We start from the raw sequence: 24,088 nt of genomic DNA, 5'->3' as shown, positions 1-24,088 counted from the left end.
CATCGGGCACGTGGCAGCGGTATTGGCCTTTTGCCGTGCCGACACTGCGCCTTGCCAACTTTGATCGATCGCAATGACCAGGTTGCGATGGTGTGCGAGCAGGCTTGCCAGAACTACGGGAAGAGGAAGAGCATCTCGCCATGAACCATGCCGAGAAAGTGCAGATCGGGATAGCGAGCAAGATCTTGACACAGTTGCTCGAGCCCCAGCACGTGCCACGGGCAGTCCCTACCTCGCATCAATTCGACGCCCTTGCGATCGCGCGAGCCTTGAAGGAGAACTTTGCCAAGCGGGAGGAGCTCCTGCCAATCCTGCCGGCATGCAATCCTGGTTGGCGCATTCTTATCGAACTCTACATCGCAAGACGCGAAAGGGTCCGGGTCAGCATTACTGACATCACCCTCCTTACCAATCTTGCTGGCGCAACCTCGCTGCGCTGGCTGAAACTGCTCGACGATGGAGGACTGGTCATTCGCCAGCCTGACATCAACGACCGTCGGCGCTTTTGGCTCTGCCTGACCGATCGGGGGCTGGGCACTGTTTCAGAGGTTTTGGAGAACATGGCAGCGCAATTCAATCCGGTATTCGACCTTGCCTACGCCATGTAATGAGCCAAACCGCCCTGAAGAGCTTGCACAGGCCCTGCAGGCGATTCAGCGCCAGCTCGATGCCATGGGCATGAAAATGGCTGCGATCTATATCGAGCATGCCCTTGAAGCGCTCGCGGACAATGCACGATGTCGCCCGACAACCGAGCACGAAACGTCCTGAGACCGTATGGTGGCAGAATGACTTTTCCTTCGTGCCCTGAACCGAGCTCGCGGCCATGAGCAGGGGTTCGTAGCCCAGTTGTTGCAGATCACGCACCGCACGGATACTTGCTTTTTGCCCCAGTGCATGCCGAAATCCTCGGAAAGGGGACGCAAAGCTTGCGCGGGGGACAGACCGGGATCTGCAACTTCAAGAGCAGCATCGACTGGCCTTGTCCTTGCCTTGCCCTGCTTCCTGAAGCCTGGAAGCAGGGCCATTTTTACGTTGGCAGATTCAGCAGATTCGATGGTCCCAGAATGCCAGGAAGCGGTGCCTCGATCCGGCCATGGGCCTCCCTGCTCCTGACTCCGTACTATCATCCTGCCAATCAGCCTGATCGTCGACCAGTGGCTGAACCTGTAAGAGGGTTACGGCAATGCGCCGTCGCGACCATTTCGCCACCGCCCTCCTCCAGGAACCGGGGAATTGTCCTTTTGACATAGAGACGATCGCTTCTTGCAGCGGGCGCGAAAGACTCGCACGACCTGCGCGAACACAAGCCTGTATGCTGCCTACTGCTTCAAGGCGTCAGCCCAGTCGTTCAGGCCCCGTGGCGGCCATAAGGTTTCGATGTCGAGGCCTGGCCGGGCAAGCGTGCGAGATGCCCTCCTCTGGGCGCGATGCCCCTCCCGGTCATTGTCTGCCAGCAGGATCAACCGCTCAAGACCTTGCGGCAAGTCGATCTGGTGGAAGCGCGCCGCTCCCATGGTAGCAAAGGCCTGAATTCCGGTGAGACAGGTGAAGGCAGCTGCACTCTCGAAGCCCTCGCAGATACCCATCACCGAGCTCGGGTGGCCATTGGACCAGGCAGCGCCGACAGCCCGGCCAAGAACGAACTTGCCGGTACATGCAGCGGTTTGCGGGTCGAGGAAGATGCGTTGCATGGCGCATACCCGATCCGCTTTTCGCATGGCGACAAGCAAGGCCGGACGGTATGACGCAGACTTGCCCGACCCGAGCGGACACCGTTCGAGATAGCGGATATCGTGCAGGGCCCTCACGCTCGTCCGGGGAAAGCCGCGCAAGTCGCAAAGATAACGCATTGCAAGCGTATCTTCGACAGTCCCAGCGCGGCTCCAGAGGGCTAGCGCGGCACTGCTCGTCACATGGCAGACGTTCGGCAGGGGCGTGGCCAGGACACCGCTAACTGGGGCGCGGTCAAGGCCTAGAAGGCGCACGACCGTTTCTCTTGGGCAACCGGCATGGCACGTCACGAGAATGGCACGTTGACCTTGGCGGAGCGAGAGGGACGGGATGCGATCATCGTGTGCAGGACAGCGACACATCGCATAGTCACCGTACCATCGCCCGCCAAGACGCTGGACGAGGCTCTGAAGGCGTGGCGTTGGAGCAAAGCGTTTCATGCCCTTTGCCACCCCCCTCTCCTCCCCTGCCGTGACAGGCTCTGCCGCTCCCTTCCAGCCCTGCGCCGCAGCGAGCGGCGATGCTGGCGGAGCGTGCCCCCGATCCCTCATGTAAACGGCAATGCCGACCAATCAGGCCGACGAACTAGGGACTACGAACCAGGCTGGTCGTGAGCCCTTGGCGGAGCGAATCCGGTTGCTTCGACCTTCAACCAGTTTCGGGGCGAAAGTTGTGGCAAGATATGAGCGGAGTGTAGATAACGACCCGAGCGATCGGCGCCCCACCCGCCCCAAATCCTTATTGTAAGGTGGGCCGATCGGAGTTTGGCCGCAGCGTCCTCCCGTGTCGCTGCGGCATTTTTTGTGTCGGCAATGCCCATTTGTTAGCGCACCAGGAGCGCTCGAGCGGTGCAGTCCATCGCTACCCGACCATCGCCCGCTCGCTAGCGATAGACGATCGAGCATCAAGTGCTGCGACGACACCGTATTGCCAACTTGGCCGGCCTGTGCGAACATGCTGATGGGTTAAAGCAGGTGCAATCTCCACTGCGAGAGTACCGATGATCGAAGCAGATTCTCCAGTTCTGCCAGCTACACCTGCGAAAGCTCGCGAGGTAGAGTCCAATTCCCAACGTTCGTGCACCTGCAGGTTTGCTCGCCAAGGCAACTTGCTGCTCTTTGTGGAGTTCGGTCTGATTTTCGCACTCGCCTTTGCCCAGGTGGCATATCGTTTGATCGATCTGGCGGCATCCTGAGTCCCCAGGCTATACCACTGCCATCCTTGGCGTAATCCCGCAGGGCAGGCCGTGCGATGATCCTGAAAGGCAAGATCGGCATCGTTTTCCTTGCCTGATCAGGACCTGCCTGCCCGGGACGACCTGCCCTGAGCTTGCCTGCATGGCACCTTAAGCCTGCCAGACCTGACAGGTACATACCTGCTTGTTTTCCTTGGTGAAAATGGCATCGTCGTGCTGCACTTGGCAGTGCCAGGATGGGTCGGCACGGAGTGTGTTGCAATGGCGTGCGGTCGATACCCTTTTGAGACCGGACCCGAAATTGACCTTGTCGCGGCTAGGCAACCGGTTCGTTCTTCCTTGTACCTGCGCTTGATGGACCTGTTGGCCAGCGCGAGGATGGGTCGGCTCGATATCGAAACTCTCGCCGAACGCGGGGCGCATCTCCAGATGGACTGTTTGCTTGGCGCTGCTGCACCGTTCTATCTTGCGGGCAGCGTTCAATTGCGTGACTGCCTGTTCATCGGTCCAAGAGCCTTGTCTGGCGCCTTCTGGGCGACCATCGGCGCGCGCGCCCCGCGATTTTTCGTGCTGATCGTGGTCGAGGCAGCAAACGCCCGCGCTTTGTATCTTCGTTCAGGCAGACGAATTGATCTTCGCGATGGTGTCAGCGGATCGGTTTCGCACGCGATGCCGGTGGGTCAGATGCCGGTGGGTCAAGGGCCATTTCTGGCGCTGGTATGCGCAGAATTCGATTGGTCGGGCATCCCGCAGCCGAAGTCTGCTGCCGTGGTGCCGGTTTGGCGCCGCGACCAGTTCACCCCCCTCGCCTGCAGTCACGAGCGGGATATGCTGGATTGTCTTGCTGCAATCATGGAGCGTCTCGATTGCCACGGCACTGCACTGCACTGCACTGCACTGCACTGCAGATTGCTCGACAGCTTGGTGCAGATGGTCCAGCACAGGTTTTTGCTGGCCGTCTGTGCCGCGACGGGCTCAAGCAAGAGTTCGAGCTCACCTGCCTGCCCTGCGACGCCGATCGTCCCGAACCGAGCTTGGCGGCTTTGCCTGGCGGTGAAAGGCTGTCATATGTTCCCGGGACGGCAGGCTTTGACAAACTATGTGCCGACCTTGTCACGCTTGCCCTGCGATGCTGATCGGCTTTGTGCGCGGCAGCATTACGTCCCTTACGGTACTGTCTCCTGTCGGGAATCCAGTGATAAAGATGCCCGAGCATTGCTCGGGGAGTCTTCTCCTGATTCCAGATTCAAGGATTCGGAGCTCCAAAAAGCCCGGTTTATCGTGCTTTTGTCCGAGTCATTGTGAGATTGCGGGGGCGACTGGATGAGGCCTTGGGGGCTTCAGCATGTGCTGGTGGGGGCGATGTCTTGAGGAATCGGGGGATTGTGTGAGGTCTTGGGGGAGTTGCAATTGCCTTCTCCAAAGTGCGAGGTATCGCTTTCAAACACGTCGATTTTTTGTCCGTAGCTCGCCTGAGAACGTTTTTTCCCATGAGTTATGGGGGAAGCCATCGTGCTGGCGGTCTTTATATGAGCACGCGGGGGCTTGTACTGCACCTGTGACCGCGACTGTGCGATGGGATGCCGAGCCCAGGGGACCTTGAGCAGAAAGGTTTATGTGAGGAACCGGGGGGGTGTATCTGACAATGTGAGGTCTTGGGGGATGGACACGATCCTGACCCCAGTGCTGGTTTGATGCAGACAGAACAGGGCGTTACCCTCAGCGCAGGGCTCATGGGTCATGAGCGTTGCGGCGACTACATGAGGTTACGGGGGGCACGTTCTTGGTAGCAGATGTGATCCTCCAGGGTTCTTGGGGGATGCCTGGCGTGCACGTTCGTTCCTGACATGCAAAACAGGGCCGTGTTCGATCCGGGGTGTCTATGTGAGGGATCGGGGGGGATGTTCTCTTTGAGAGGAGGTGATGTTACGCTCCTCATATGGAAGTCGATTCGGCCACGGAAGAGCTGCAGCTGCAAGAGGATCTTGAGGGTCTCGGGCGGACACTCAGGGTTGCCGATGTAATCCGCAGGCGCGATCTCGAGTTTGTCAGCAAGCCCGGTGAGCTTGTCGAATCCGAATTTGAAACCGGTTCGCTCAGCGCGGCAGCGCGCAAGGCCTTTGCGCTGATGTTGCGCAAGGCCGGGCCGGACGCCGGGTCTGACAAGACATTCACCATCACGAAGAAGGAGTTGCGCGGGTCGCACAAGGGCAACGAGCGCATTCAGCCGGTCATGGACGAGCTGCTGCGGGTTATCGTTCGCATTCGCACGACGACGCGCAAGGGCAAGCCGGCGATCATGTCGCAGTCCCTGCTTGCCAGCTGTGTTGAGGAAGTCTCCGAAGATGGCCTGAGCGTCGTTGAGTTCGAATTCTCGGAGAACTTCAAGCGTGTCATCCAGCGCTCCGATTATTTACATTATGTAAATCGACAAGCTTATTTATTTGAGGAAATACTCATATACGCGCGCAATCGTTGGTCTTGAGCGGCCGGGAACCGAAATCTCGGCAAATTCTGCCGAAAGCCTCACACATTCGGCAAAACCCATTTCATCGCGGCGATTACTAACGGCGGCACCGCAAGGATGAGGAAGCCGCCATGAGCCACTTTCGCCCCAAGTACGTGACTTTCGATTGTCACGGTACGCTGATCAATTTCCAGATGGCAGATGCCGCACGCGATCATTTTGGTCATTTGCTAGACGAGCCGCGCATGGTCGAGTTCATCCGCAACTTCCAGGCATATCGTCTCGATGAAGTACTGCGCGATTGGAAGCCATATAGCGAAGTGGTGTACAAGGCCCTGGAACGCACCTGCAAGCGCAACAACGTCTCGTTCAGGCTGGAACAGGCCGAGGAAATCTACAACCGGGTGCCCACTTGGGGGCCCCATGCAGATGTACCAGAGGGTCTCGCAAAACTGGCACGGCATATCCCCCTGGTAATCCTGACCAATTCGATGAACGCACAGATACCGAAGAATGTGGCGAAGCTGGGCGCACCCTTCCACGCCGTTCTGACCGCTGAGGATGCCGGAGCCTACAAACCGCATCTGCAGGCGTTCGAGTACATGTTCGACACACTTGGATGCGGACCGGAGGACATTACTCACGTCTCCTCCTCGTTCCGACACGATCTGATGTCGGCCTATGACATCGGCATCAAAAGCAAGGTCTGGGTCAACCGTGGCCACGAGCCAGCCAATCCATTCTACGAATATAGCGAAATTCCAGACATCACACGCCTGCCCGCAGTATTCGGGCTGTGAGTCTCGGTTCGCCGAGGTGAATGCCATGGCGCCCACCGCACCCATTGCAGCACATTTTGGTGATGGCCCCGCATTCCTGCGCGCTGCCGCCGAAAGCCTCGCGCAGCTTCCGGACACAGCCGAGCCAGAAACCGGCGAGTTCCTGCTGCATGCATACTACGGGATCAAGGCTGCCCTCACAACGCTGTCGTCCGAGGTCGAGCGCACTTGTGTGGCGACGCTTGCCGATGGCCAGCGCCTGATCCTCAAGACCTCAAACAGGCTGTCCGCGTGTGATAGCTTTCGCTTCCAAAGCGCCGTTCTCGCCGAACTCGAGAATGCCGCCGACGTCATTGTCCCGCGTGTGATCCGCACAGATCAAGGCGGCTTGCTATTCGAGCATGAGGATACGGGCGGATACCTCCAGACGTGTGTCGATGGGCCAGCCCTGCACACGCTCGTGCATTCACCCGCCTTGCTGCACGATGTAGGCGCGGGGTTGGCGCGGCTAAACCGTGCCATGGCCACCCTTGAACTGCCCGGCGCCCGGCGGCCGGTCCTGTGGAACCTCCAATGCTGGAATGGCTTGGCCCGCCTGCAGCGTTACGTCCCCGAAGGACCCACCGCCTGCCATGTACGGCAGGCCATGGCGGACTATTCCGAAGCCATCGCGCCCCGACTTGACGAACTGGACTGGCAGGCCACTCACAACGATCCGAGCCCTTTCAACATGATCGCAACGCCGCAAGGCGTGGCCTTCATCGACTTCGGCGACGGCGGCTGGAACCCGCGCTTGCAGGACCTCGCCATTGCTGCGGGACACTTCGTTAGCGATCCTGCATTGCCATTGGGGGGAGCCGAGCATCTGATCGCAGGCTATGCCTCCATCCTGCCCCTCTCGGCGCTCGAGGTCGAGTTGCTGCCTGGCCTGATGCGTGCGCGCCAAGGTGCGCTCATCCTTATCAATCATTGGCGAGCGCATCTTTTCCCCGATGCAGCTGGCTACATCATGAAGAACGTCCACAGGGCCGAGAGAGGGTTGGCGCTCCTGAGCCGAAGCGAAACTGCAGCAGCCTGAGGCGCAAAAGTCACGTTCCTGACGACACCTGATACCCGAACATGAGGCGAGAATTGATGTCTGTAGATCTCATGCCCAATCGTTACCGCCCCGGCGATGCGGAACTGTCGGAGCGCGAGGCCGAGTTGATCGCACGGCGGGATGCTGTGCTCGGCGCATCCTATCGGCTACAATACCGCAAGCCTGTACACTTTGTCCGGGGCGAAGGCATGTGGCTCTACGATCCGGACGATCGGCCCTACCTTGATTTCTACAACAATGTGCCTTCGCTCGGCCACTGCCACCCCGAAGTGAATGCGGCGATGGCCGAGCAGGCCGCGCGGCTCAACGCCAACACGCGATATCTCGAGCCGAGGCTGGTGGAATATGCCGAGCGGCTCACATCAACATTTCCGCCCGAGCTGGACCGCGTGGTCTTCACCTGCACCGGCAGCGAATCCAACGACCTTGCCCTGCGCATCGCGCGTCTCGCGAGCGGTGGCGAAGGGGTCATCGTTACGTCTTACGCCTATCACGGCACCAGTGCTGCTGTAGCCGCGGTCTCTCCGAACCTGGGCGCTGCTGTGAACCTGAGTCCCTACGCAAGAATCGCGCGCCTTCCTGGCCCTGCGGGTGTGTCCGATGCAGACGCCTCCGGCTTCTTCGAAGCTGAAGTTCGTGCGGCGATCGCCGACTTGCAGCGTCGTGGCATCGGCGTCGCCGCGCTGCTGTTCGACAGCATTTTTTCCAGCGACGGCGTCTGGATCGATCCCCCGGGCTTCATTGCGGGCGCGGTCGAGGCAGTGCGCGAGGTTGGCGGGTTGGTCATATCGGACGAAGTGCAACCCGGCTTTGGCCGCACCGGCGCCCATATGTGGGGCTTCGAACGCCACGGCATCGTTCCTGATCTGGTCACCTTGGGCAAGCCGATGGGTAACGGCTTTCCGATCGGCGGCGTGGTCGGTCGACGGTCTCCGATGGAGACGTTTGGCAACACAGCACGCTATTCGAACACCTTTGCCGGCAATACGGTCGGCATCGCTGCTGCCGATGCAGTGCTAACCATTTTGCAGCGGGACTGCATAATGGAAAGCGTACTGGCCGCTTCCGCACGACTGCATGCCGGGCTCGAACAGATTGCGAGCGAAACCCCCGGAATCCGTGCCATCCGCAATGCGGGGCTCTTCTTCGGCGTCGATATCGGTCTGGATTCGGACTCGACCCACCAGCGGCGTGGTCGGGCGCTGGACGTGGTCAATCTCATGCGGGGTGGCGGCGTTCTGATCAGCACGACCTCCGCAAACGAGGATACCCTGAAAATCAGGCCGCCTCTGGTTTGCCAAGAGGAGCATGTGGATCTCTTTCTGCGATCCCTTCGGAAGGCCCTGGTGGAGGCCTCGAGCTAGCGGCCGCATTCTCTTCGTGCCGTGCAGGGGGCCGCGAGATCTGCGGAAGATCGCACGGTGTCTGCGTAAAGGCACCTGCAACCACTTCCTGACTGATGAAGTCGCGGCAGCCCCATGCGAAGTCAGTGATGTCGAGGCTCATCGCCCGTCCGCCAAGTCGTAAACCGCCTGCCAGCCGCTCGCCTCGAAGCAGCCATAGCCTTATGACCCTGAGCAAGTCTGGACGCTAGCGTTACATTTTTCAGGTTTCTGCCTGATGCCAAGAGCAGGTGCTGGTTGCGCAAAGACGTTCACACCGGCCCCTTTGCACCACCCGCACCTAGTGCATCCGTCCATGCCGTGATCCCGTCCACACGCATTGGTTCCATGTCGAGGGGGCGCATCACGCTCAGCATGCCGTACCAACCGCTACCTGCCACACCCGCATGAGACTCGCGGTCACGTTCGGCAAGCACCTGCACTTCCACGTGATGGCGCTCGATGAGTTCGGCCAATTGCGCAGCACCGGCAGGTGAGAGCTTGACGGTCTCTGCACTGTAGACGGTCTCAGGCTGCGAATAATCAAGTTCGAAGAACGTGCGCTTCATGTGAACCTCGAACAGGGCGCGCAAGGGTTGCTTCCGAAAGACCAAAGCGCGGTCTACCAGCGGCCGCACGCGCCCGCTGCGCAACCGGTCAATCAGCGCCAGACGTTCAAGCCGTTCGAGCGCAGCATCCATTGCCGCAGCGGGCACATTGAAGTCAGCCGCCACTTCCTCTGCCGGCACTCCGCCCAGCAGGGCCATGAACAGGAACGAGAGGAAGATGTTGGTCGACAGGGCTTTCTCCTGCGCCAGCGTCAGCTCATGCGCGAGATCGCCCGGGCACTCTTCTGCTTCCCTCGCCAGGTCACCCAGCACCAGCCCGCACAACTGCGCCATGCGCTCAAGCCGGTCGATCGTAAGTCCCTTGCCCGCCAGCCACCGCTTCACGGTGGCCTCACCGACGCCCAGCTCCCGCGAAAGTCGTAGAACTGTCCATCCATCTTTGCGCAAATGACGGCGCAGAGCAGAAATCATCGCTGATGCCGTAGGTTCGTATCGCGTCATGATCCGAATTAGATAACAGGATGATCCGTTTGGCAAGAGCCCGTCTTCGCACAACCGCACCCATGCATATGCTGCACCCAACGAACAAGATTCTGCGGACGATGCTGCGCAACATGCAGCGATCTCGCGAACCCAACGGGAGAATGAAATGACCGATATCCTCATCAAGAACGGCACCGTCGTGGACGGCACCGGTGCACCCGCCTTCAAGGCTGACGTGCGCGTGAAGAACGGCGTGATTGCCGAGGTCGGTGAAGGCCTCGCACCGGCTGGAGAACGCGTGTTTGACGCCAGCGGTTGCCACGTCACCCCCGGCTTCATCGAGAGCCATACCCACTACGACGGGACGATGTGGTGGCAGCCCGATCTCGATCCCCTGCCGGGCTATGGCGCAACGACGATGATCCTTGGCAACTGCGGCTTTTCCGCAGCACCGCTGCATAAATACATGCCCGCCCAGCGCGAGATGATCGGCATCTTCTCGTTCTTCGAGGACATTCCCGAAGGCCCGTTCATGCAGAACCTGCCGTGGGACTGGAACAAGTGGAGCGAGTACCGCGCATCGGTCGAACGCAACGTCAAGGCACCGCTGAACTACGCCGCCTATGTCGGCCACATCGCCATCCGCCTGGCAGCAATGGGCGTCGAGGCCTGGGAGCGTGAGGCGACCCCTGAAGAAATCGCGAAGATGGCCGAACTCCTCGACGACGCGCTCGCCGCGGGTGCGCTCGGCATGTCAGACAACATGCACGACCATGACGGTCAGAACCGCCCCGTCCCGACACTGATGGCGAACGACGCCGAGTTCGAAGCCCTGTTCGACGTGATGGAGCGCTATCCCGGCTGCTGCTACCAGGTCATTGTCGACACCTTCATGCGCATGACCGGCCCGGCCAATCTGGAGCGTCTCGCGAAGCTTCTCGGCGGCCGCAACATCAAGTGCCAGATTGCAGGGGCCATCCCGACGCTCGAATTCCAGAAGGGCATCCTGCCCGCCATGCAGGAATCGGTGCGCAAGATGCGCGAAGCCGGTGTCGACGTTTGGCCCGGCTATGCCCACGTCTCTCCCACCTCGACCCTCAGCCTGGTGAAGTCGCTGATCTTCGCGCAGTCGAACGATTATGTCTGGCATGAAGTCGTGCTTGAGGACGACCACCACAAGAAGGCGCAGCTTCTCGCCGATCCGGCTTGGCGTGCCCGTGCCCGTGAAAGCTGGGACACGCAGGCCTGGGATCATTCGCCGCTCAAGAACCCTCAGGAACTGTTCCTGCTCGACAGCGAGAACGGTACCGGGCCCTTGAACATCACGCTGAAGGAATACGCCGACAGCCTGGGCCTGCACCGCTCCGACGCTATGGCCGACTGGATCCTCAAGAACGGCACCCGCTCCACCGTCCACATGGCCCCCTTCCCCAAGGACGAGGACCTGACGCTGGAGCTGATGAAGGACCCCAAGACCGTCGGCAACATCTCCGACGCTGGTGCGCACCTGCAGATGCTGTGCGGTGGGGGCGAGAACGCGCTCCTGCTCACCCAGTATGTCCGCGAACAGAAGAAGCTGACGCTGGAGCAGGCCATCCACATCATGACCGGCAAGCTCGCCGGCCACTTCAACCTGCATGATCGCGGCGTGATCGCGGTAGGCAAGCGCGCCGACATCGCCGTGTTCAACATGGACGAGATCCAGCGCCGCGAAATGGTCAAGGCGCACGACGTGCCCGACGGCAAGGGCGGCACCACCTGGCGTTTCACCCGCGCCGCGATGCCCACCCGCCTCACCCTTGTGAACGGCGTTCCGACTTTCGAGAACGGCGCATTCACCGGCGCGATGCCGGGTGAGTTCCTGTCCCCCGCCAACGACGATGCTGCGCTGGCAGAGGCTGCGGAATGACCGTCTTAGCGAGGGCCAAATCCCCAAGATGAACCCTCGCACTGGGGGCGTCCACTCCCTCCCGGACGCCCCCTAACCCTTTGCAGAATATCAGGAAAGGATGCCGACATGAGCGAAGCAAAGATCGGCGATGCCGACCGGGCCTACTTCAACGGCCGGATCCAGAAGATCGAGACTGAAAGCTCGGTCCTCGTAAGCTCTTCCAAGTACCTCAACCATGCGGGCCTGCGCGCACTGATCTCGCAGGAGATGCTGCGCCGCAACGGGCCTGACCTTCCCAACACGGCATACATCCCGGAAGTGGCGCAGATCCTCCACGATCTGGAAGACATGCCCCGCATCATTGAACTGTTCGAGATGGAAAAGGCCCGCCTGCCGCTGTTCAAGCGCTGGCTCGAGCGCAAGAGCCTGTCCAACTTCACGATCGACGAGACCAAGGACTGCGCCCCCGGCACGCTGGGCGCGAAGATCCACGATTTCATGGTCAATTCGGGCTACCAGCTCGATCTGTTCTTCCAGGAAATTCAGGTCGTCAACGACTTCACCTATTACCTGCGCCAGACCGCGCTTTCGCACGATATCGAGCACATGATCACCGGCTTCGGCCCGAACCATGGCGGCGAAATAGCGCTGCTTTCAGCCAACATGCACGCCAAGGCGCTCTACTTCCACCCCGAGCTCAGCAACTTCTTCAGCCGCATCGCCTATTACCTCAAGGCCAAGACGACGATGAAGGACGCGCTGTTCTATCCCGAAGCGATGGTCGTGAATCTCGAAGCGGAGTTCATCGGCGCGCAGCAGGGCCGCAAATGGAAGTACCCGCTGATGCTGGTCGACTGGCGCGAATATGCCGACGTCCAGATCGAGGACATCCGTCGCGAACTGAACATCACGCCCGTGATCGACAGCCGCTGGGACGATACCAACCGCCTCTGCAACGAGGACGACCCCAACTATGGCGTCCCGATGATGGAAGCTGCCGAATGAAGGCCAGTCCGATCATCACCGGACCACCTTGCTGAATGACAGGGGCGGCGAGCGCAGCGCGCTTTGCCGCTCCTTTTGCATCGCGCCCGGCAACAAGCTCTGGCGTCAGAAAAACAACGGAGGGAGAGACATCATGAAAGCACGGCATACCCACAGCATGCTCCTGCGCGGTACGATACTTGCGGCTGGCGCGCTGGCCTTCGCACCCCTGGCCCACGCCGAGGAAAACGCAGCTGAAGAGCAGGCCGAAACCACCGGCCAGTCAGCCTCGGTCCAGGAAATCATCGTCACTGCCCAGCGCCGCGAGGAAAGCCTGCAGAAGGTTCCCGTGGCAGTTACTGCGATTGGCACCGAACAACTGGAAGCGTTGCGCGTCACCAGCGTGCGCAACCTCGCCGGCCTCGCGCCCAGCCTGCAGTTCAACGCGCAGGGCCAGCAATCCAACCCCACCATCATCATTCGCGGCGTCGCCTCCGGAACCTCGTCGAACTCGGTCGATCCCAAGGTCGGCATGTATATCGATGGCGTGTACATCGGCCGTGCCGTGGGATCGCTGCTCGACTTTTCCGACATCCAGCGGGTCGAGGTGCTGCGCGGGCCGCAGGGCACGCTGTTCGGTCGCAATGCGACATCCGGCGCAATCAGCATCGTCACCGCCGCCCCCGAGGGCGAGTGGGGCGTGCGCGCCACCGGCTCCTATGGCAACTACGATGCCTTCCGCGGCAAGGTCTCGCTCGACCTGCCGCAGATTGGCCCGTTTTCGATCCGCCTGTCCTACCTGCATGACCAGATCGATGGGGACGTGACCAACACGATGGGCGGCAAGGGTCTCAATATCGCCCTGCGCGCGCCCGAATTCGGCACGCAGCGCTTCGTCAACAAGCTCGGCTATCGCAACGTCGATGGCGGGCAAATCGCGGTGCGCGGCGAGTTCGGCGCGCTTACCGCCGATTACCGCTTCGATTATACCGACACCCGCGCCTCGGGCCGCGCGATGCAGAGCCTTGGCGTGATCCCCGACGCCTCGGGGCAGTTGCTCGGCCCCATCGTGGCGCTTCAGCCGTTCTTTGGCGGCACTACCAACGAGGGGCTGAATGGTCCCTTGTCCTCGGTCGCAGCTGCCACCAGCGAGGAGCATGTCGTCACCCAGGGCCACAGCCTGACGTTGACGCTCGAGGCCAGCGACAACTTCACCGTCAAGTCGATCAGCGCCTACCGCAAGTTCCGGCAGGACCCGGTGATCTTCGATCTCGGCTCGGCCGGCGGCATGCGCTTCACTTTCCAGCAGTTGGGTGCATTCCTTACCCCCGGACTGACCCCGCAGCAGATCCAGGCGATCCTGTTCAACCCGGCCAATGCACCCGGACCGAACGACTACTTTTTCCCGCTGCTCTCCGCCCGAGCCACTCGTCAAGAGCAGTTCAGCCAGGAGCTGCAGTTCCAGCTTTCCAACGACAGTTACCAGTTGACCGCTGGCCTGTTCTATTTCCACGAAAAGTCGCCCGGCACCGAAGTGCTCGGCATCCTTTCGCCCACGCCGTCTGCCACCATCGTGCCAAGCCCGCTCGACAACATCTTCGGCAGCGGCATCACCCGCACCGAAGGCATCAACGACTCCATGGCCGGCTATGCCCAGCTGACCTGGCACCTCTCCGACACTTTCGACCTGACCGGCGGCCTGCGCGGCACGATTGACGACCGCGAACTAAAGATCTTCGTGATCTCGGGCGCGCAAGGTGGCTCGCTGGGCGTTGGTGACTACAAGGCAACCTACAAGAAGCTGACCTGGACCGGCATCGCGACCTGGCGCCCGACCGAACAGACCACGCTCTTTGCGAAAGTCGCCACCGGCTACGTTTCGGGCGGCATCCTTTCGGGCATCCCCTATCGCCCGGAAAACCTCACCAGCTATGAACTGGGCGCCAAGACCCAGTTCCTCGACAACAAGGTACGGCTGAACGTGGCGGCCTACTACAACGACTACAAGGACCTGCAGACCCAGAACTTCATCAACGGGCGACAGTTCTTCGACAATGCAGGCAAGGCGAAGATCAAGGGCTTCGAAGCCGAACTGGATGTCGTGCCGGTCGCGGGCCTGAACCTTTCAGGCAGCGTGTCCTACACCGACTTCAACTACAAGCAGTTCATCCTGAACGGGCAGGACGTCGCTGCCTTCGCACGCCCGACATACTTCTCGAAGTGGACCGGCCGCGCCGCCGCCAGCTACAACTCACCCGATTTTTCCAGCAGCGGCGGTCATGTCACTGCGCTGATCGAGGGCCGTTACCGCAGCACATACTACCTCACCTCCACTCCGCTGCGTGATCTTCTCACCAACCAGCCAGTACTGGAGGACCGCAACCGCCAATCCGCCTACTGGCTGGTCAACGGTCGCTTGGGCGTTGCCGACGTGGGACTCGGCGGCGCCAAGGTCTCGCTCTCGGTGTTCGGGGACAACATCTTCAACAAGCGCTACATCAGCTTCGGCGCCCCGGTACTGCTATTCACCGGCAGCTACGAACGCGGACGCACATATGGCGTGGAGCTGGGCGTGAACTTCTGATCTGCCAAAGTCTGATCGCATTACAACAGGGGAGAGGGGCCGGCGCGAGAGCGCCGGCCCCTCGCTTGTCTCGGGTCTCAGCTGTATTCAGGCCACAGCAGCGAGGCCTCGCGGCTGTCGAGGTCCACCGCGCCGACAATGCCAAGCGCCGCCCGCGCCTCTGCCAGCGGCAGGTGAAACACGTCTTCGTACTTCGCCATCCAGTAGGGGCTGGACTGCTCGCCCACGTCCATGCCGCGGCGCATGGCCTTGAGCGCGGTCGGAAACGCGGCCTGGTAATGCAGCCCGGTGCGCGAGACGAGGCGCAGCGCGCCAAGTAGCTGGCCAGCATTGATCAAGCCAACCAGTTCAGGATCGAGGAAACGCGGCAGGTTCGACAGCCGTGCAAAGTAGGGAACCAGTTCGCCGATGATATCGAACCCGCCGCCGCAGACGATATGCTCCAAGTCATGCGTTTGGCCGCTGCGGAGCGAGAAATACTCGAACTGGTTGCGGGGAGTGAAGCGCGGCACGATGTCGATCTCGAAGCCGTTGTCGCGCAAGTAGCGCCCGAAGGTGTGGCCAAGCGAGCCATCCGGATTGGCCAGCAGCTCCTCCACGGTGAAGTTCGACGAAAAGCCCGCCGCGAACCACGCATCAAGCTCAGGCCAGCGTTTGCGCTCGGCGGTGAACAGTTCCTCGATGCGCGGCACGTCGAAAATGTCAGCAAGGATGCCATAGAGCTTGTGCGCATCAAGCGTTGTGGGCGAATCCTTGCCGCTCTTGCGCAAATAGGCCGTGGCCAGCCAGTCGCGCAGGCGCGGCTCGTTGAGGTAATCGGAATTGCTGACCAGCACGGTGCTGTCGGTCGCCACAGGCTTCGCACCGCGCGCAAGGTAGGGCAGGTCGTCGGCCATCAGCTTGTCCTCTTTCAGATCAGCGACGCCGGCACACGCACCGGCATCTCCAGCAGGTACTGCGCCATGCTCTTGGCCGCGGCATCGAAGCGCGGCGATAGGTTGATCCCGCCGCCTTGTGCGTCATGCGCCAGGAAGTTGATCGCATGGACGCCCGGCACCTCGAACCGCTCGACCCGCGCATGCGCGGGAGCATCGAAGAGGTGGCGATACCAGTCCGTCACTGCTGCCACTGTCAGGCTCGCCCGGATCCACGGCAGAAATGCCGGATCGCGGGCAATGACCGCGACGTTGAACAGCCGCCCCTTGTCGCCACTGCGTGCCCACGCCAGCCGGATCAGCGGCACTTCGACGAGTTCGCCATCGATCACTGCCGCTTCGCCCTCGATCTGCGGCAATGCCGCCGGATCGAACCCCGGCACCACCGGGTCGGCAAAGTCCAGCGCCACTCCATCAAGCGCCACCGCTTGCGTCACGCGGCGCCGGTCGATCAGGCCGAAGAACATGCCCGTCAGCGGAAAGGCGCGCGGCGCGGCGATGATCGGCGCGATCGAGGTGCCGACCGCCATGTTCATGATCGCTGTGGTCTGTTCGCGCCCGAACAGCATGCAGGCTGCCGGATTGGCATGATCGACCACGATCTTGAGCAGCACCTCGCGGGGCTCCAGCGCCTGCGCCCTCGGTCCCCACGCCGTCTCCGTGCCGATCACCTCGACATGGCTCTGCCGCCACGGCCCCCAGCCGCGCTCCTCCAGCATGGCGGAAACCCTCTCGAGCAAGGCCTCTGCCGTCCGCCGCGCCTTGGCCACAGCATCAATCCCGCTGACCGGAATGAGCGCAACCGAGCGCCAGCCATCTTCATGAGTCCCGCACAGCTTGAGCGTTTCGGGCGCTGGATAGCCCTTGGCACCGCGCACCAGCACCCGGTCCGGCCCCACTTGCTCCAGCATGATCCCGGTAAAGTCGCACACCACATCGGGCACGATGTAGGCGCGCGGATCGCCCACTTCATAAAGCAGCTGCTCGGCAATCGTGCCCACTGAAACGAGGCCGCCCGTGCCATCGGTCTTGGTCATCACAACGCTGCCATCGGCGTGACATTCGCCCACCGGAAAGCCGATGTTCGCCCAGTCCGGCACGTCTCGCCAATCGGTGAAGGTGCCGCCGGTCGCCTGCGCACCGCATTCCAGCAGGTGCCCCGCCACCGTGCCCGCTGCGAGCAGATCCAGATCGTCCGGTCCCCAGCCAAACTCATGGATCAAGGGCCCGAGGATCAGCGCGGAATCGACCACGCGCCCGGTAATCACCACGTCTGCCCCGGCATCCAACGCACGCGCGATCCCGAACGCGCCGATATAAGCGTGCATCCCGATCTCGCCCTCGGGCAGGGGCGCGCCGCTGTACATATCCCGCAAACCCTCGGCGCGCAGCTGCGGCACTAGATGTTCGACGTCGTCGCCGGTCACTGTCGCCACGCGCAAGGTCAGCCCCTGTTCGCGCCCGCGTTGGCGGATCATCTCGGCCAGGCCTTCCGGGTTCATCCCCCCGGCGTTGGCAGTAACGCGGATGCCGCGCGCCTTCAGTTCCGTGAGATATGGCCCGATGTGGATGTCGACGAAATCCGGCAGGAAGCCTGAGCGCGGATCGGCCTGCTTCATCCGCCGGAAGATGCCCATCGCCCCTTCGCCCAGGTAGTCGAAGGCAAGGTAGTTCAGCCCCTCGACCTTGAGCAGCCCCGGCACGGCAATCGCGCTGTCATTCAGCGCCCCGCTCGCCCCGCCGATGCGGACGACCTTGCCCGCTTCAGTCATTGGCCCCGGTCAGGTCCCGCGCCGCGACATAGCCGAAGGTCATTGCCGGGCCGATGGTCACGCCCGCACCCGGATAGCTTTCGCCCATCGCCGATGCCGCGTTGTTGCCAACGGCATAGAGCCCGGCAATCGGCTGTCCGGCATCGTCCACCACCTGCGCCTTGGCATTGGTGCGCAAGCCTCCGTTGGTGCCGATGTCGCCGGGATAGATCGGCATGGCGTAGAACGGCCCCTCGGTCAGCGGTCTCAGGCAGGGATTGGGCTGGTGGCGATAGTCGCCATACATCTTGTCATAGGCCGCCTCGCCGCGATGAAATTCGGGATCCTCGCCCTTGGTCGCGCCTGCATTGAACCGTGCGATCTGCAGCTCCAGCGCTGCCGGATCGACGCCCATGTCCCGCGCCAGTTCAGCAATCGTGCGCCCCTTCTTGAGGATCGACTTGACTGCGCCCGATTGCAGCCAGTCCGGCACCAGTGGCAGCAGCGGCCCCATCGGGAACTGGTGGCGATACTTGTGGTCGAACACCATCCAGCTGGGGCTGGCATCGGCGAATTCGCGCTGCCGCCGGGCCATCTGCTGGCCGACGATGTGGTACGAAGCGGCCTCGTTGAGGTAACGCTGGCCCTTCTGGTTGACCATGATGCACCCCGGCAGAGCGCGTTCGATCGTGCACAGCCGCCCGCGGTCCTCGCCGGGAACATGAAACACCGGCGCGGCCCAGGCCGAATGCATGTTCATCGTGCCCGCGCCCACGGCCTGCCCTGCCCGGATCGCATCGCCTGTGTTGCTGGTCACCCCGCCCGATGCCCAGGCCTTGTTGTAGAGCGGCGCGTTCGCATCACGCATCTGCTGGTTCTTGTCGAACCCGCCCGCCGCCAGCACAACGCCCTTGCGCGCGCGGATGGCAAAAGGCTTGCCGTCCTTTTCCACCACCAGCCCGGCGACACGCCCGTTCTCGGTCACCAGCTCCTTCATCGGCGTCTTGAGCCACACCGGCACGCCTGCCTCGTTCAGCGCGACCCGCAAGGCGCCGGTCAGCGCATTGCCCAGCGTCAGCCGCCGATCTTTGCGCGAAGTGAAGCGCAGCGGCCAGTCGAACCAGTACTTCGCCATATTCTTCGCCAGCCCCGTCAGCCAGCCGGGACCGCGATAGAGCAACTGGTAGGTCTCGGCGAAGGTCCAGTTGAGATAGCCGAAGAGGCTCGCCGCAGGCGATGGCAACCGCTGCGTCTTGAGGTCCTCGCCCAGCAGCGTGCCGTCGAACATCTCGGGCAGGTGGGTGCGGTATCCGGTGACCGATCCCCCGGGGTTCTCGGCATGATAATCGGGATAGGGCTGCGAGGTGTAGACGACGCCGGTGTTTGCCGTCACCCAGCGCAGCATCGGCGCGGCGTTCTCGACATAAGCGCGGATGTTCTCGTCGGGCACGTTGTCAGCCGAAAGCGCGCGGACATATTTGAAAGCATCGTCCAGATTGTCCTCAAAGCCCATTGCCTTGGCCTGGTCGCTGCCCGGAATCCAGATGCCGCCGCCAGAGGTGGCGCTTGTTCCACCCCACAGCTTGTCCTTCTCAACCACCACGACTTCCGCACGATTCTTTGCCGCCACCAGCGCGGCGAGCATCCCGCCTGCGCCCGATCCGACGACGACAACGTCGACCTCGCTCTGCCACTCCATGCCCATCTCGATCCTGTCCCGGATTCCTTGGCGGAAGCCCTTGCTATCAGGTAACGCAGATGCCGCCACAGATCTCCCAATGTCAACACCATGCGTAGCCGTGAAGACATGTTTTTACGAATATTCGAGAGAAACGCGCGAAATGCGCGTCTCCATGGGGAAATTTGGCCCAGATATTCCGCAAGATGCCAAAAGCCTCCGCTTTCCGCCTTGATTATCGTAGGGCAATGAGCCATGGATTACGCAATAATGGACAATATGACGCTGCAAGGCAGAATCCTGCGCGTCGTAGCCGCTCGGACGAGGAACCGCAAAGTTGTCTTCCAACCTCTACCCCCACCTGCTCTCGCCGGGCCGCATCGGCACTATGGAGACCAAGAACCGCATTGCCGTCACCGCGATGGGTGTAAGCTTGTCGGAAGATGACGGCACGGTAGGCGAACAACTGATCGCCTACCATGAAGAGCAGGCGCGCGGTGGGGCTGGCCTGATCATCTGTGGCGTGGCCGGCGTTGCCTGGCCGGTCGGCGCAGTGGCAATGCAGCAGACCGCGATCTCGGACGATCGTTTCATCCCCGGCCTTAGGGCACTGACGGACCGTGTCCATGCTCACGGTGCGAAGATCGCCACGCAATTGCACCACGGCGGCTTCGTTGCCGGATACAGCTTCAACCGCTGGGGCCATAAGCTGTGGGGACCGGCCGTTCCGCCCGCGCCCAAGGGCAGCTTCATCGACTACTTCCTCATGGAGGAACTGCAGGCGCTGGCCGGCATGAAGATGCCCGAGCTCAAGGTGCTCGAACAGGCCGACATCGACCTTGCCGTGCAGCAGTTCGCACAAGGCGCGCGCCGCGCCAAGGAAGCCGGATTCGACGGGATCGAGATCCACGGCGGCCACGGCTACCTCCTGTCTTCGTTCACCTCGCCCTATACCAACACCCGCACCGACCAGTACGGCGGCAGCGTGGAGAACCGCCTGCGCCTGACGCTTGAGGTCATCGCCGCGATCCGCGCCGAAGTCGGCCGCGATTATCCGCTGTGGATCAAGCTCGATTCACAGGAAGTGGGCAAGCCCGGCGGCATCACGCTGGAAATGGCCAAGGAGCACGCCCGCCTTGTCGAAGCCGCCGGCGTCGATGCGATCACCATCACCTCGTACCACGATACCTCTGTCGGAAAGCTGCACTCGCAGTCTAACATTCCGCATCTGGAAAACTGGAACCTCCCCGCCACGGCCGAAATCCGCAAAGTCGTGTCGATCCCGGTGATCGGCTCAGGCCGGATCGAGGTGGACAGCGCCGAAAGCGCCATCGCCAAGGGCGAGACCGATTTCGTCGCGATGGGCCGCAAGCTGCTGGCCGACCCGCACCTGCCGCGCAAGCTGACAACGGGCGAGGCCGAAAAGGTCCGCCCCTGCGTCTATTGCTACACTTGCGTCTCGGCGATCTACATGGGCCAGCCCACGCGCTGCGCGGTCAACGCCAACCTTGCTCACGAGTTCGAAGGCGATGCGCCTGCCGCAAACGGCAATGCTAGTCACGTCGCCGTGATCGGTGGTGGACCCGGCGGCATGGAATCGGCCCGCAGGCTTTCGGCCCTCGGCCACAAGGTCACGCTGATCGAGAAGTCGGACCGCCTGGGCGGCACCCTGCGCTTTGCCAGCCTCGCCTATGAACCGAACGAGCGCCTGCTCGAATGGCTGCGCCGTGAGGTGAAGGAGGCCGACATTGACGTCCGCCTTTCGACCGTCGCAACCCCCGAACTGCTGCGCGAACTCGGCGTACAGACCGTCATTGTAGCCACTGGCGCGATCCGCGACATGCCGCCCATCCCCGGCAACGATCAGGACCACGTCTACTCGGGCGATGATATGCGCCGCATGATGCTGGGCGAAAGCTCTGACGATCTGAAGCGCAAGACCGGCCTGTTCACCCGTCTCGCCACCAAGGTCGGCGCGGCGACGGGTGCCACCGCCAATCTGGCGCTGGTGCGCAAGGCCACCCACGCCTGGATGCCGCTTGCGGATACCGTCACCATCATCGGTGGCGAACTCGTCGGCCTCGAACTTGCCGAATTCCTCAGTGAACGTGGCCGCACCGTCAACGTGATCGAGGAAGCCCCGCGCATGGGCAAAGGCCTCACTCTTGTGCGCCGCATGCGCCTGATGGCCGAACTTGCCGAACATGGCGTCGGTCTCCACGCGGGCGCAACCACCATCGCCATCGGCCAGGACAGCGTGACCTTCACCGACGCTGCGGGCCAGCCGCAGACCGTTCCCGCCGGCAACGTCATCGTCGCCAAGGGCGCGCGAGGCGACCTGACGCTGGCGGATTCCCTCCGTATCGCCGGTTTCGATGTCCACGCCATCGGCGATGCGGGCGGCGTCGGCTATATCGAGGGCGCAATGCACGGCGCGCGGGCAGCGGTGCGCGCCATCTGCGAGGTGGGCTGATGGCGCGTCCGGCAAACGGAACCCGAAGCGCCAGCAGCCTCGCCGCCCGCGTGTTCAGCTTTGACGCTACCGATCAGGCGATCATCCGCGAGTTGCGCAGCAACGGCCGCGCCAACAACCAGCAGATCGCCGAACGCCTCGGCCTTACAGCGACGACAGTCTCCACCCGCATCCGCCGGATGGAAGACGCGAACCAGTTGCGCGTCGTCGCGGTGTCCGATTTCTCCGCCCACGGCTTCAACGTCCTGCTGCGCATCTCGGTCGAGGTGGACGGGCGTCCAGCGTCGGAAGTCGCGGCGGAGCTTGGCGCCCTGCCCGAAGTCTTCGCCGCGCATATGGTCACCGGGCGCTACGACATCGACATGCTCGTCGCCCTGCGCGATTTCGACAGCCTGTCCGATTTCCTGCTGGACAAGCTCTCCACGGTCCGCGGCATCCGTACCCTGACACCGGCCATCGTGGTCGACATCATCAAGTACAAGTTTGACGAGGCGCCGATCGAAAGCCGGAGTCAGGAGGCAAGGCCCTGATGCCGAATGACCAAACTGCGCTCGATGCCCGCCTCAAGCGCGTACTGCGCTTCATGCCAGCGCCGCTGGGAATTGTTACGAGCTTCGACCCCGAAAGTGGCGCGCCGGTGGGCCTCGCCATGTCGGCATTGATGCCGGTATGCCTGGATCCTCCAGCAATGGCGATCTGTGTGAACCGCTCGGGTTCGGCACACGATGCAATGATGCGGGCCGGACGGTTCTGCATCAACCTGCTGCAGGCTGGGCAGGACGGCCACGTCCGCCCCTTCGCCGATCCCGCTGCGCGCGAAATGCGGTTTCGCCAGGATGATTGGCGCCAACACGTCCACCATGCGCATGAGGGCCTCTGGTACATCGACAAAGCTCCCGCCGCGATCTTCTGCACAATCCGCGAGAATGTCAGATTTGGCACGCACGACCTGCTGGTCGGCGAGGTCGACGATCTGATCACTTCGGGCAGTGACGATATCGTCGGTTGGGCCAACGGCTCGCTCTATCGGCCCACTCCCATTTGCTGAAGGCACGACCATCATGACAGAAGCATCCCTCCTCGCCCGCATCGATCGGCTGGAGTCCCTCGACGCGATCCGCCAGTTGCCTGCCAAGTATTCGCTTGCTCTGGACATGCGCGACGGCGATGCCTGGGTAAACCTGTTCCCCGAAGACGTGCGTGTCGGCGGCGGCAAGACCGGACGCAAAGCCCTGCGCGATTGGTTCGACGAAACGCACTCTATGCAGTTCGACGGTACCAGCCACCATATCGGCGGTCACATCATAGACTTCGACGATCCCGATCATGCGCAAGGCGTGGTCTATTCCAAGAACGAGCACGAATGCGGCGCCGAGTGGGTGCTGATGCAGATGATGTACTTCGACCAGTATGAACGCATCGACGGCCGCTGGTACTTCCGCCGCCGCCTGCCGCTCTATTGGTACGCCAGCGACATCAACAAGGCACCGGTCGGTGATCGCAAGATGCGCTGGCCCGGAGTGCCACCCTATCACGGCAGCTTTCATGATCTGTTCCCGAGCTGGAAGACCTACTGGGCCCGACAGGGACAGCCGCACGATGGACCTGTAGAGCCGCCCGCTCCGCTCGAGAAGTTCATCGAGACGATGCGGCGTGGCGCGCCACTGCCCAAGCCTCGCGTGCGGAGCTGAGCGCCATGGCCGATGTATTCTCGCCCGTGAAAATCGGCGATCTTGCCTTGCGCAACCGCGTGGTCATGGCACCGATGACCCGCGACCGCGCCGGACCGTGCGACGAACCTACCGACCTTATGGTCGAATATTACCGCCAGCGCGCCTCGGCCGGGCTGATCGTCACCGAAGGCACTCAGCCGTCGCCAACCGCCAAGGGCTACTGGCGCACGCCAGGCATTCATTCGCCGGAACAGGTCGCCGGCTGGCGCAAGGTGGCCGATGCGGTTCATGCCGAAGGTGGCCTCATTGCGATGCAACTGATGCACGTTGGCCGCGCCGCCGTTCGCGCCAACAAGGACCCGGAGGCAGAAACCGTCGCCCCCAGCGCGATCCCCTGCCCCGATCCGATCC

The 24,088-nt window shown here is 62.1% G+C and carries 19 protein-coding genes and 1 pseudogene; 14 read left to right on the top strand and 6 right to left on the bottom strand.

Translation table 11 applies throughout. From position 1 onward, the window contains the following. Nucleotides 1-140 precede the first annotated feature (140 nt). A complete protein-coding gene (locus AX703_RS12715) occupies nt 141-608 on the top strand; it encodes a MarR family transcriptional regulator (protein ID WP_052242741.1) in 468 nt (155 codons plus the stop codon). Here the strand turns inward: AX703_RS12715 and AX703_RS27410 are convergent. Next, on the bottom strand, nt 574-867 hold the full coding sequence (locus AX703_RS27410; protein ID WP_156452042.1) for a hypothetical protein: 294 nt from the start codon (nt 865-867) through the stop codon (nt 574-576). The genes AX703_RS12715 and AX703_RS27410 overlap by 35 nt on opposite strands. Before the next feature lie 455 nt (nt 868-1,322). Continuing rightward, nucleotides 1,323-1,694: a toprim domain-containing protein gene (locus tag AX703_RS28370; RefSeq protein ID WP_231735518.1), complete on the bottom strand. Its 372-nt coding sequence runs from the start codon at nt 1,692-1,694 to the stop codon at nt 1,323-1,325. 1,613 nt (nt 1,695-3,307) lie between these two features. Between AX703_RS28370 and AX703_RS12705 the strand changes: the two genes are divergently transcribed. The 5 genes from AX703_RS12705 (at nt 3,308) to AX703_RS12685 (ending at nt 8,638) form a co-directional block, all read left to right on the top strand. Next, nucleotides 3,308-4,234 carry a hypothetical protein gene (locus tag AX703_RS12705; protein ID WP_156452040.1) on the top strand — a complete coding sequence of 309 codons (927 nt, stop codon included), beginning with the start codon at nt 3,308-3,310 and terminating at the stop codon, nt 4,232-4,234. A 634-nt stretch (nt 4,235-4,868) separates the two neighbouring features. Then, nucleotides 4,869-5,414 carry a RepB family plasmid replication initiator protein gene (locus tag AX703_RS12700; RefSeq protein WP_231735517.1) on the top strand — a complete coding sequence of 182 codons (546 nt, stop codon included), beginning with the start codon at nt 4,869-4,871 and terminating at the stop codon, nt 5,412-5,414. 113 nt (nt 5,415-5,527) lie between these two features. Continuing rightward, nucleotides 5,528-6,196, top strand: coding sequence for a haloacid dehalogenase type II (locus tag AX703_RS12695; protein ID WP_062344509.1), 669 nt, complete (start codon nt 5,528-5,530; stop codon nt 6,194-6,196). Between the two features lie 25 nt (nt 6,197-6,221). Next, a complete protein-coding gene (locus tag AX703_RS12690; protein WP_082734566.1) occupies nt 6,222-7,253 on the top strand; it encodes a phosphotransferase enzyme family protein in 1,032 nt (343 codons plus the stop codon). Nucleotides 7,254-7,309: 56 nt separating this feature from the next. After that, on the top strand, nt 7,310-8,638 hold the full coding sequence (locus tag AX703_RS12685; protein ID WP_062344508.1) for an aspartate aminotransferase family protein: 1,329 nt from the start codon (nt 7,310-7,312) through the stop codon (nt 8,636-8,638). A 290-nt stretch (nt 8,639-8,928) separates the two neighbouring features. Here the strand turns inward: AX703_RS12685 and AX703_RS12680 are convergent, their stop codons facing one another. After that, a complete protein-coding gene (locus AX703_RS12680) occupies nt 8,929-9,726 on the bottom strand; it encodes a helix-turn-helix transcriptional regulator (RefSeq protein WP_197423706.1) in 798 nt (265 codons plus the stop codon). Between the two features lie 148 nt (nt 9,727-9,874). Between AX703_RS12680 and AX703_RS12675 the strand changes: the two genes are divergently transcribed. From AX703_RS12675 to AX703_RS12665, 3 genes are all read left to right on the top strand, one after another. Then, entirely contained in the window at nt 9,875-11,617 is a 1,743-nt protein-coding gene (locus AX703_RS12675) for a D-aminoacylase (protein ID WP_062344507.1), read from the top strand. Between the two features lie 108 nt (nt 11,618-11,725). After that, complete coding sequence (locus tag AX703_RS12670; RefSeq protein WP_062344505.1) at nt 11,726-12,604, top strand: Coq4 family protein; 879 nt, start codon at nt 11,726-11,728, stop codon at nt 12,602-12,604. 133 nt (nt 12,605-12,737) lie between these two features. After that, nucleotides 12,738-15,167 (top strand): TonB-dependent receptor, encoded by a 2,430-nt coding sequence (locus tag AX703_RS12665; RefSeq protein ID WP_197423705.1) that lies wholly within the window; start codon nt 12,738-12,740, stop codon nt 15,165-15,167. Nucleotides 15,168-15,244: 77 nt separating this feature from the next. Here AX703_RS12665 and AX703_RS12660 read toward each other — a convergent pair whose 3' ends face one another. Genes AX703_RS12660 through AX703_RS12650 form a run of 3 tightly spaced genes read right to left on the bottom strand, consistent with a single transcriptional unit; the run spans nt 15,245 to nt 19,621 of the window. Beyond that, nucleotides 15,245-16,063 (bottom strand): Coq4 family protein, encoded by an 819-nt coding sequence (locus AX703_RS12660; protein ID WP_062344503.1) that lies wholly within the window; start codon nt 16,061-16,063, stop codon nt 15,245-15,247. A gap of 14 nt (nt 16,064-16,077) precedes the next feature. Further along, on the bottom strand, nt 16,078-17,874 hold the full coding sequence (locus AX703_RS12655; protein WP_062344501.1) for an acyclic terpene utilization AtuA family protein: 1,797 nt from the start codon (nt 17,872-17,874) through the stop codon (nt 16,078-16,080). After that, nucleotides 17,867-19,621, bottom strand: coding sequence for an FAD-dependent oxidoreductase (locus AX703_RS12650; RefSeq protein WP_231735516.1), 1,755 nt, complete (start codon nt 19,619-19,621; stop codon nt 17,867-17,869). Before AX703_RS12650 ends, AX703_RS12655 begins: the two co-directional genes overlap by 8 nt. 247 nt (nt 19,622-19,868) lie before the next feature. Here AX703_RS12650 and AX703_RS12645 point away from each other — a divergent pair, with 247 nt between their 5' ends. The 5 genes and pseudogenes from AX703_RS12645 to AX703_RS12625 all read left to right on the top strand — a co-directional run. Next, nucleotides 19,869-22,004: an NAD(P)/FAD-dependent oxidoreductase gene (locus AX703_RS12645; RefSeq protein ID WP_062344499.1), complete on the top strand. Its 2,136-nt coding sequence runs from the start codon at nt 19,869-19,871 to the stop codon at nt 22,002-22,004. Continuing rightward, nucleotides 22,004-22,534, top strand: coding sequence for an Lrp/AsnC family transcriptional regulator (locus AX703_RS12640; RefSeq protein ID WP_062344497.1), 531 nt, complete (start codon nt 22,004-22,006; stop codon nt 22,532-22,534). The genes AX703_RS12645 and AX703_RS12640 overlap by 1 nt, the downstream gene beginning before the upstream one ends. After that, nucleotides 22,534-23,052: a flavin reductase family protein gene (locus AX703_RS12635; protein ID WP_062344495.1), complete on the top strand. Its 519-nt coding sequence runs from the start codon at nt 22,534-22,536 to the stop codon at nt 23,050-23,052. Before AX703_RS12640 ends, AX703_RS12635 begins: the two co-directional genes overlap by 1 nt. A gap of 13 nt (nt 23,053-23,065) precedes the next feature. Further along, complete coding sequence (locus tag AX703_RS12630) at nt 23,066-23,695, top strand: nuclear transport factor 2 family protein (protein ID WP_039336058.1); 630 nt, start codon at nt 23,066-23,068, stop codon at nt 23,693-23,695. 5 nt (nt 23,696-23,700) lie between these two features. Further along, nucleotides 23,701-24,088: pseudogene (locus AX703_RS12625) on the top strand (alkene reductase); the annotation flags it as partial.

The organism is Novosphingobium sp. CCH12-A3, from assembly GCF_001556015.1.
Taxonomy (GTDB): Bacteria; Pseudomonadota; Alphaproteobacteria; order Sphingomonadales; family Sphingomonadaceae; genus Novosphingobium; species Novosphingobium subterraneum.
Note: the sequence above shows the minus strand (reverse complement) of the source record. Positions and strands in the feature narration are given on the sequence as shown.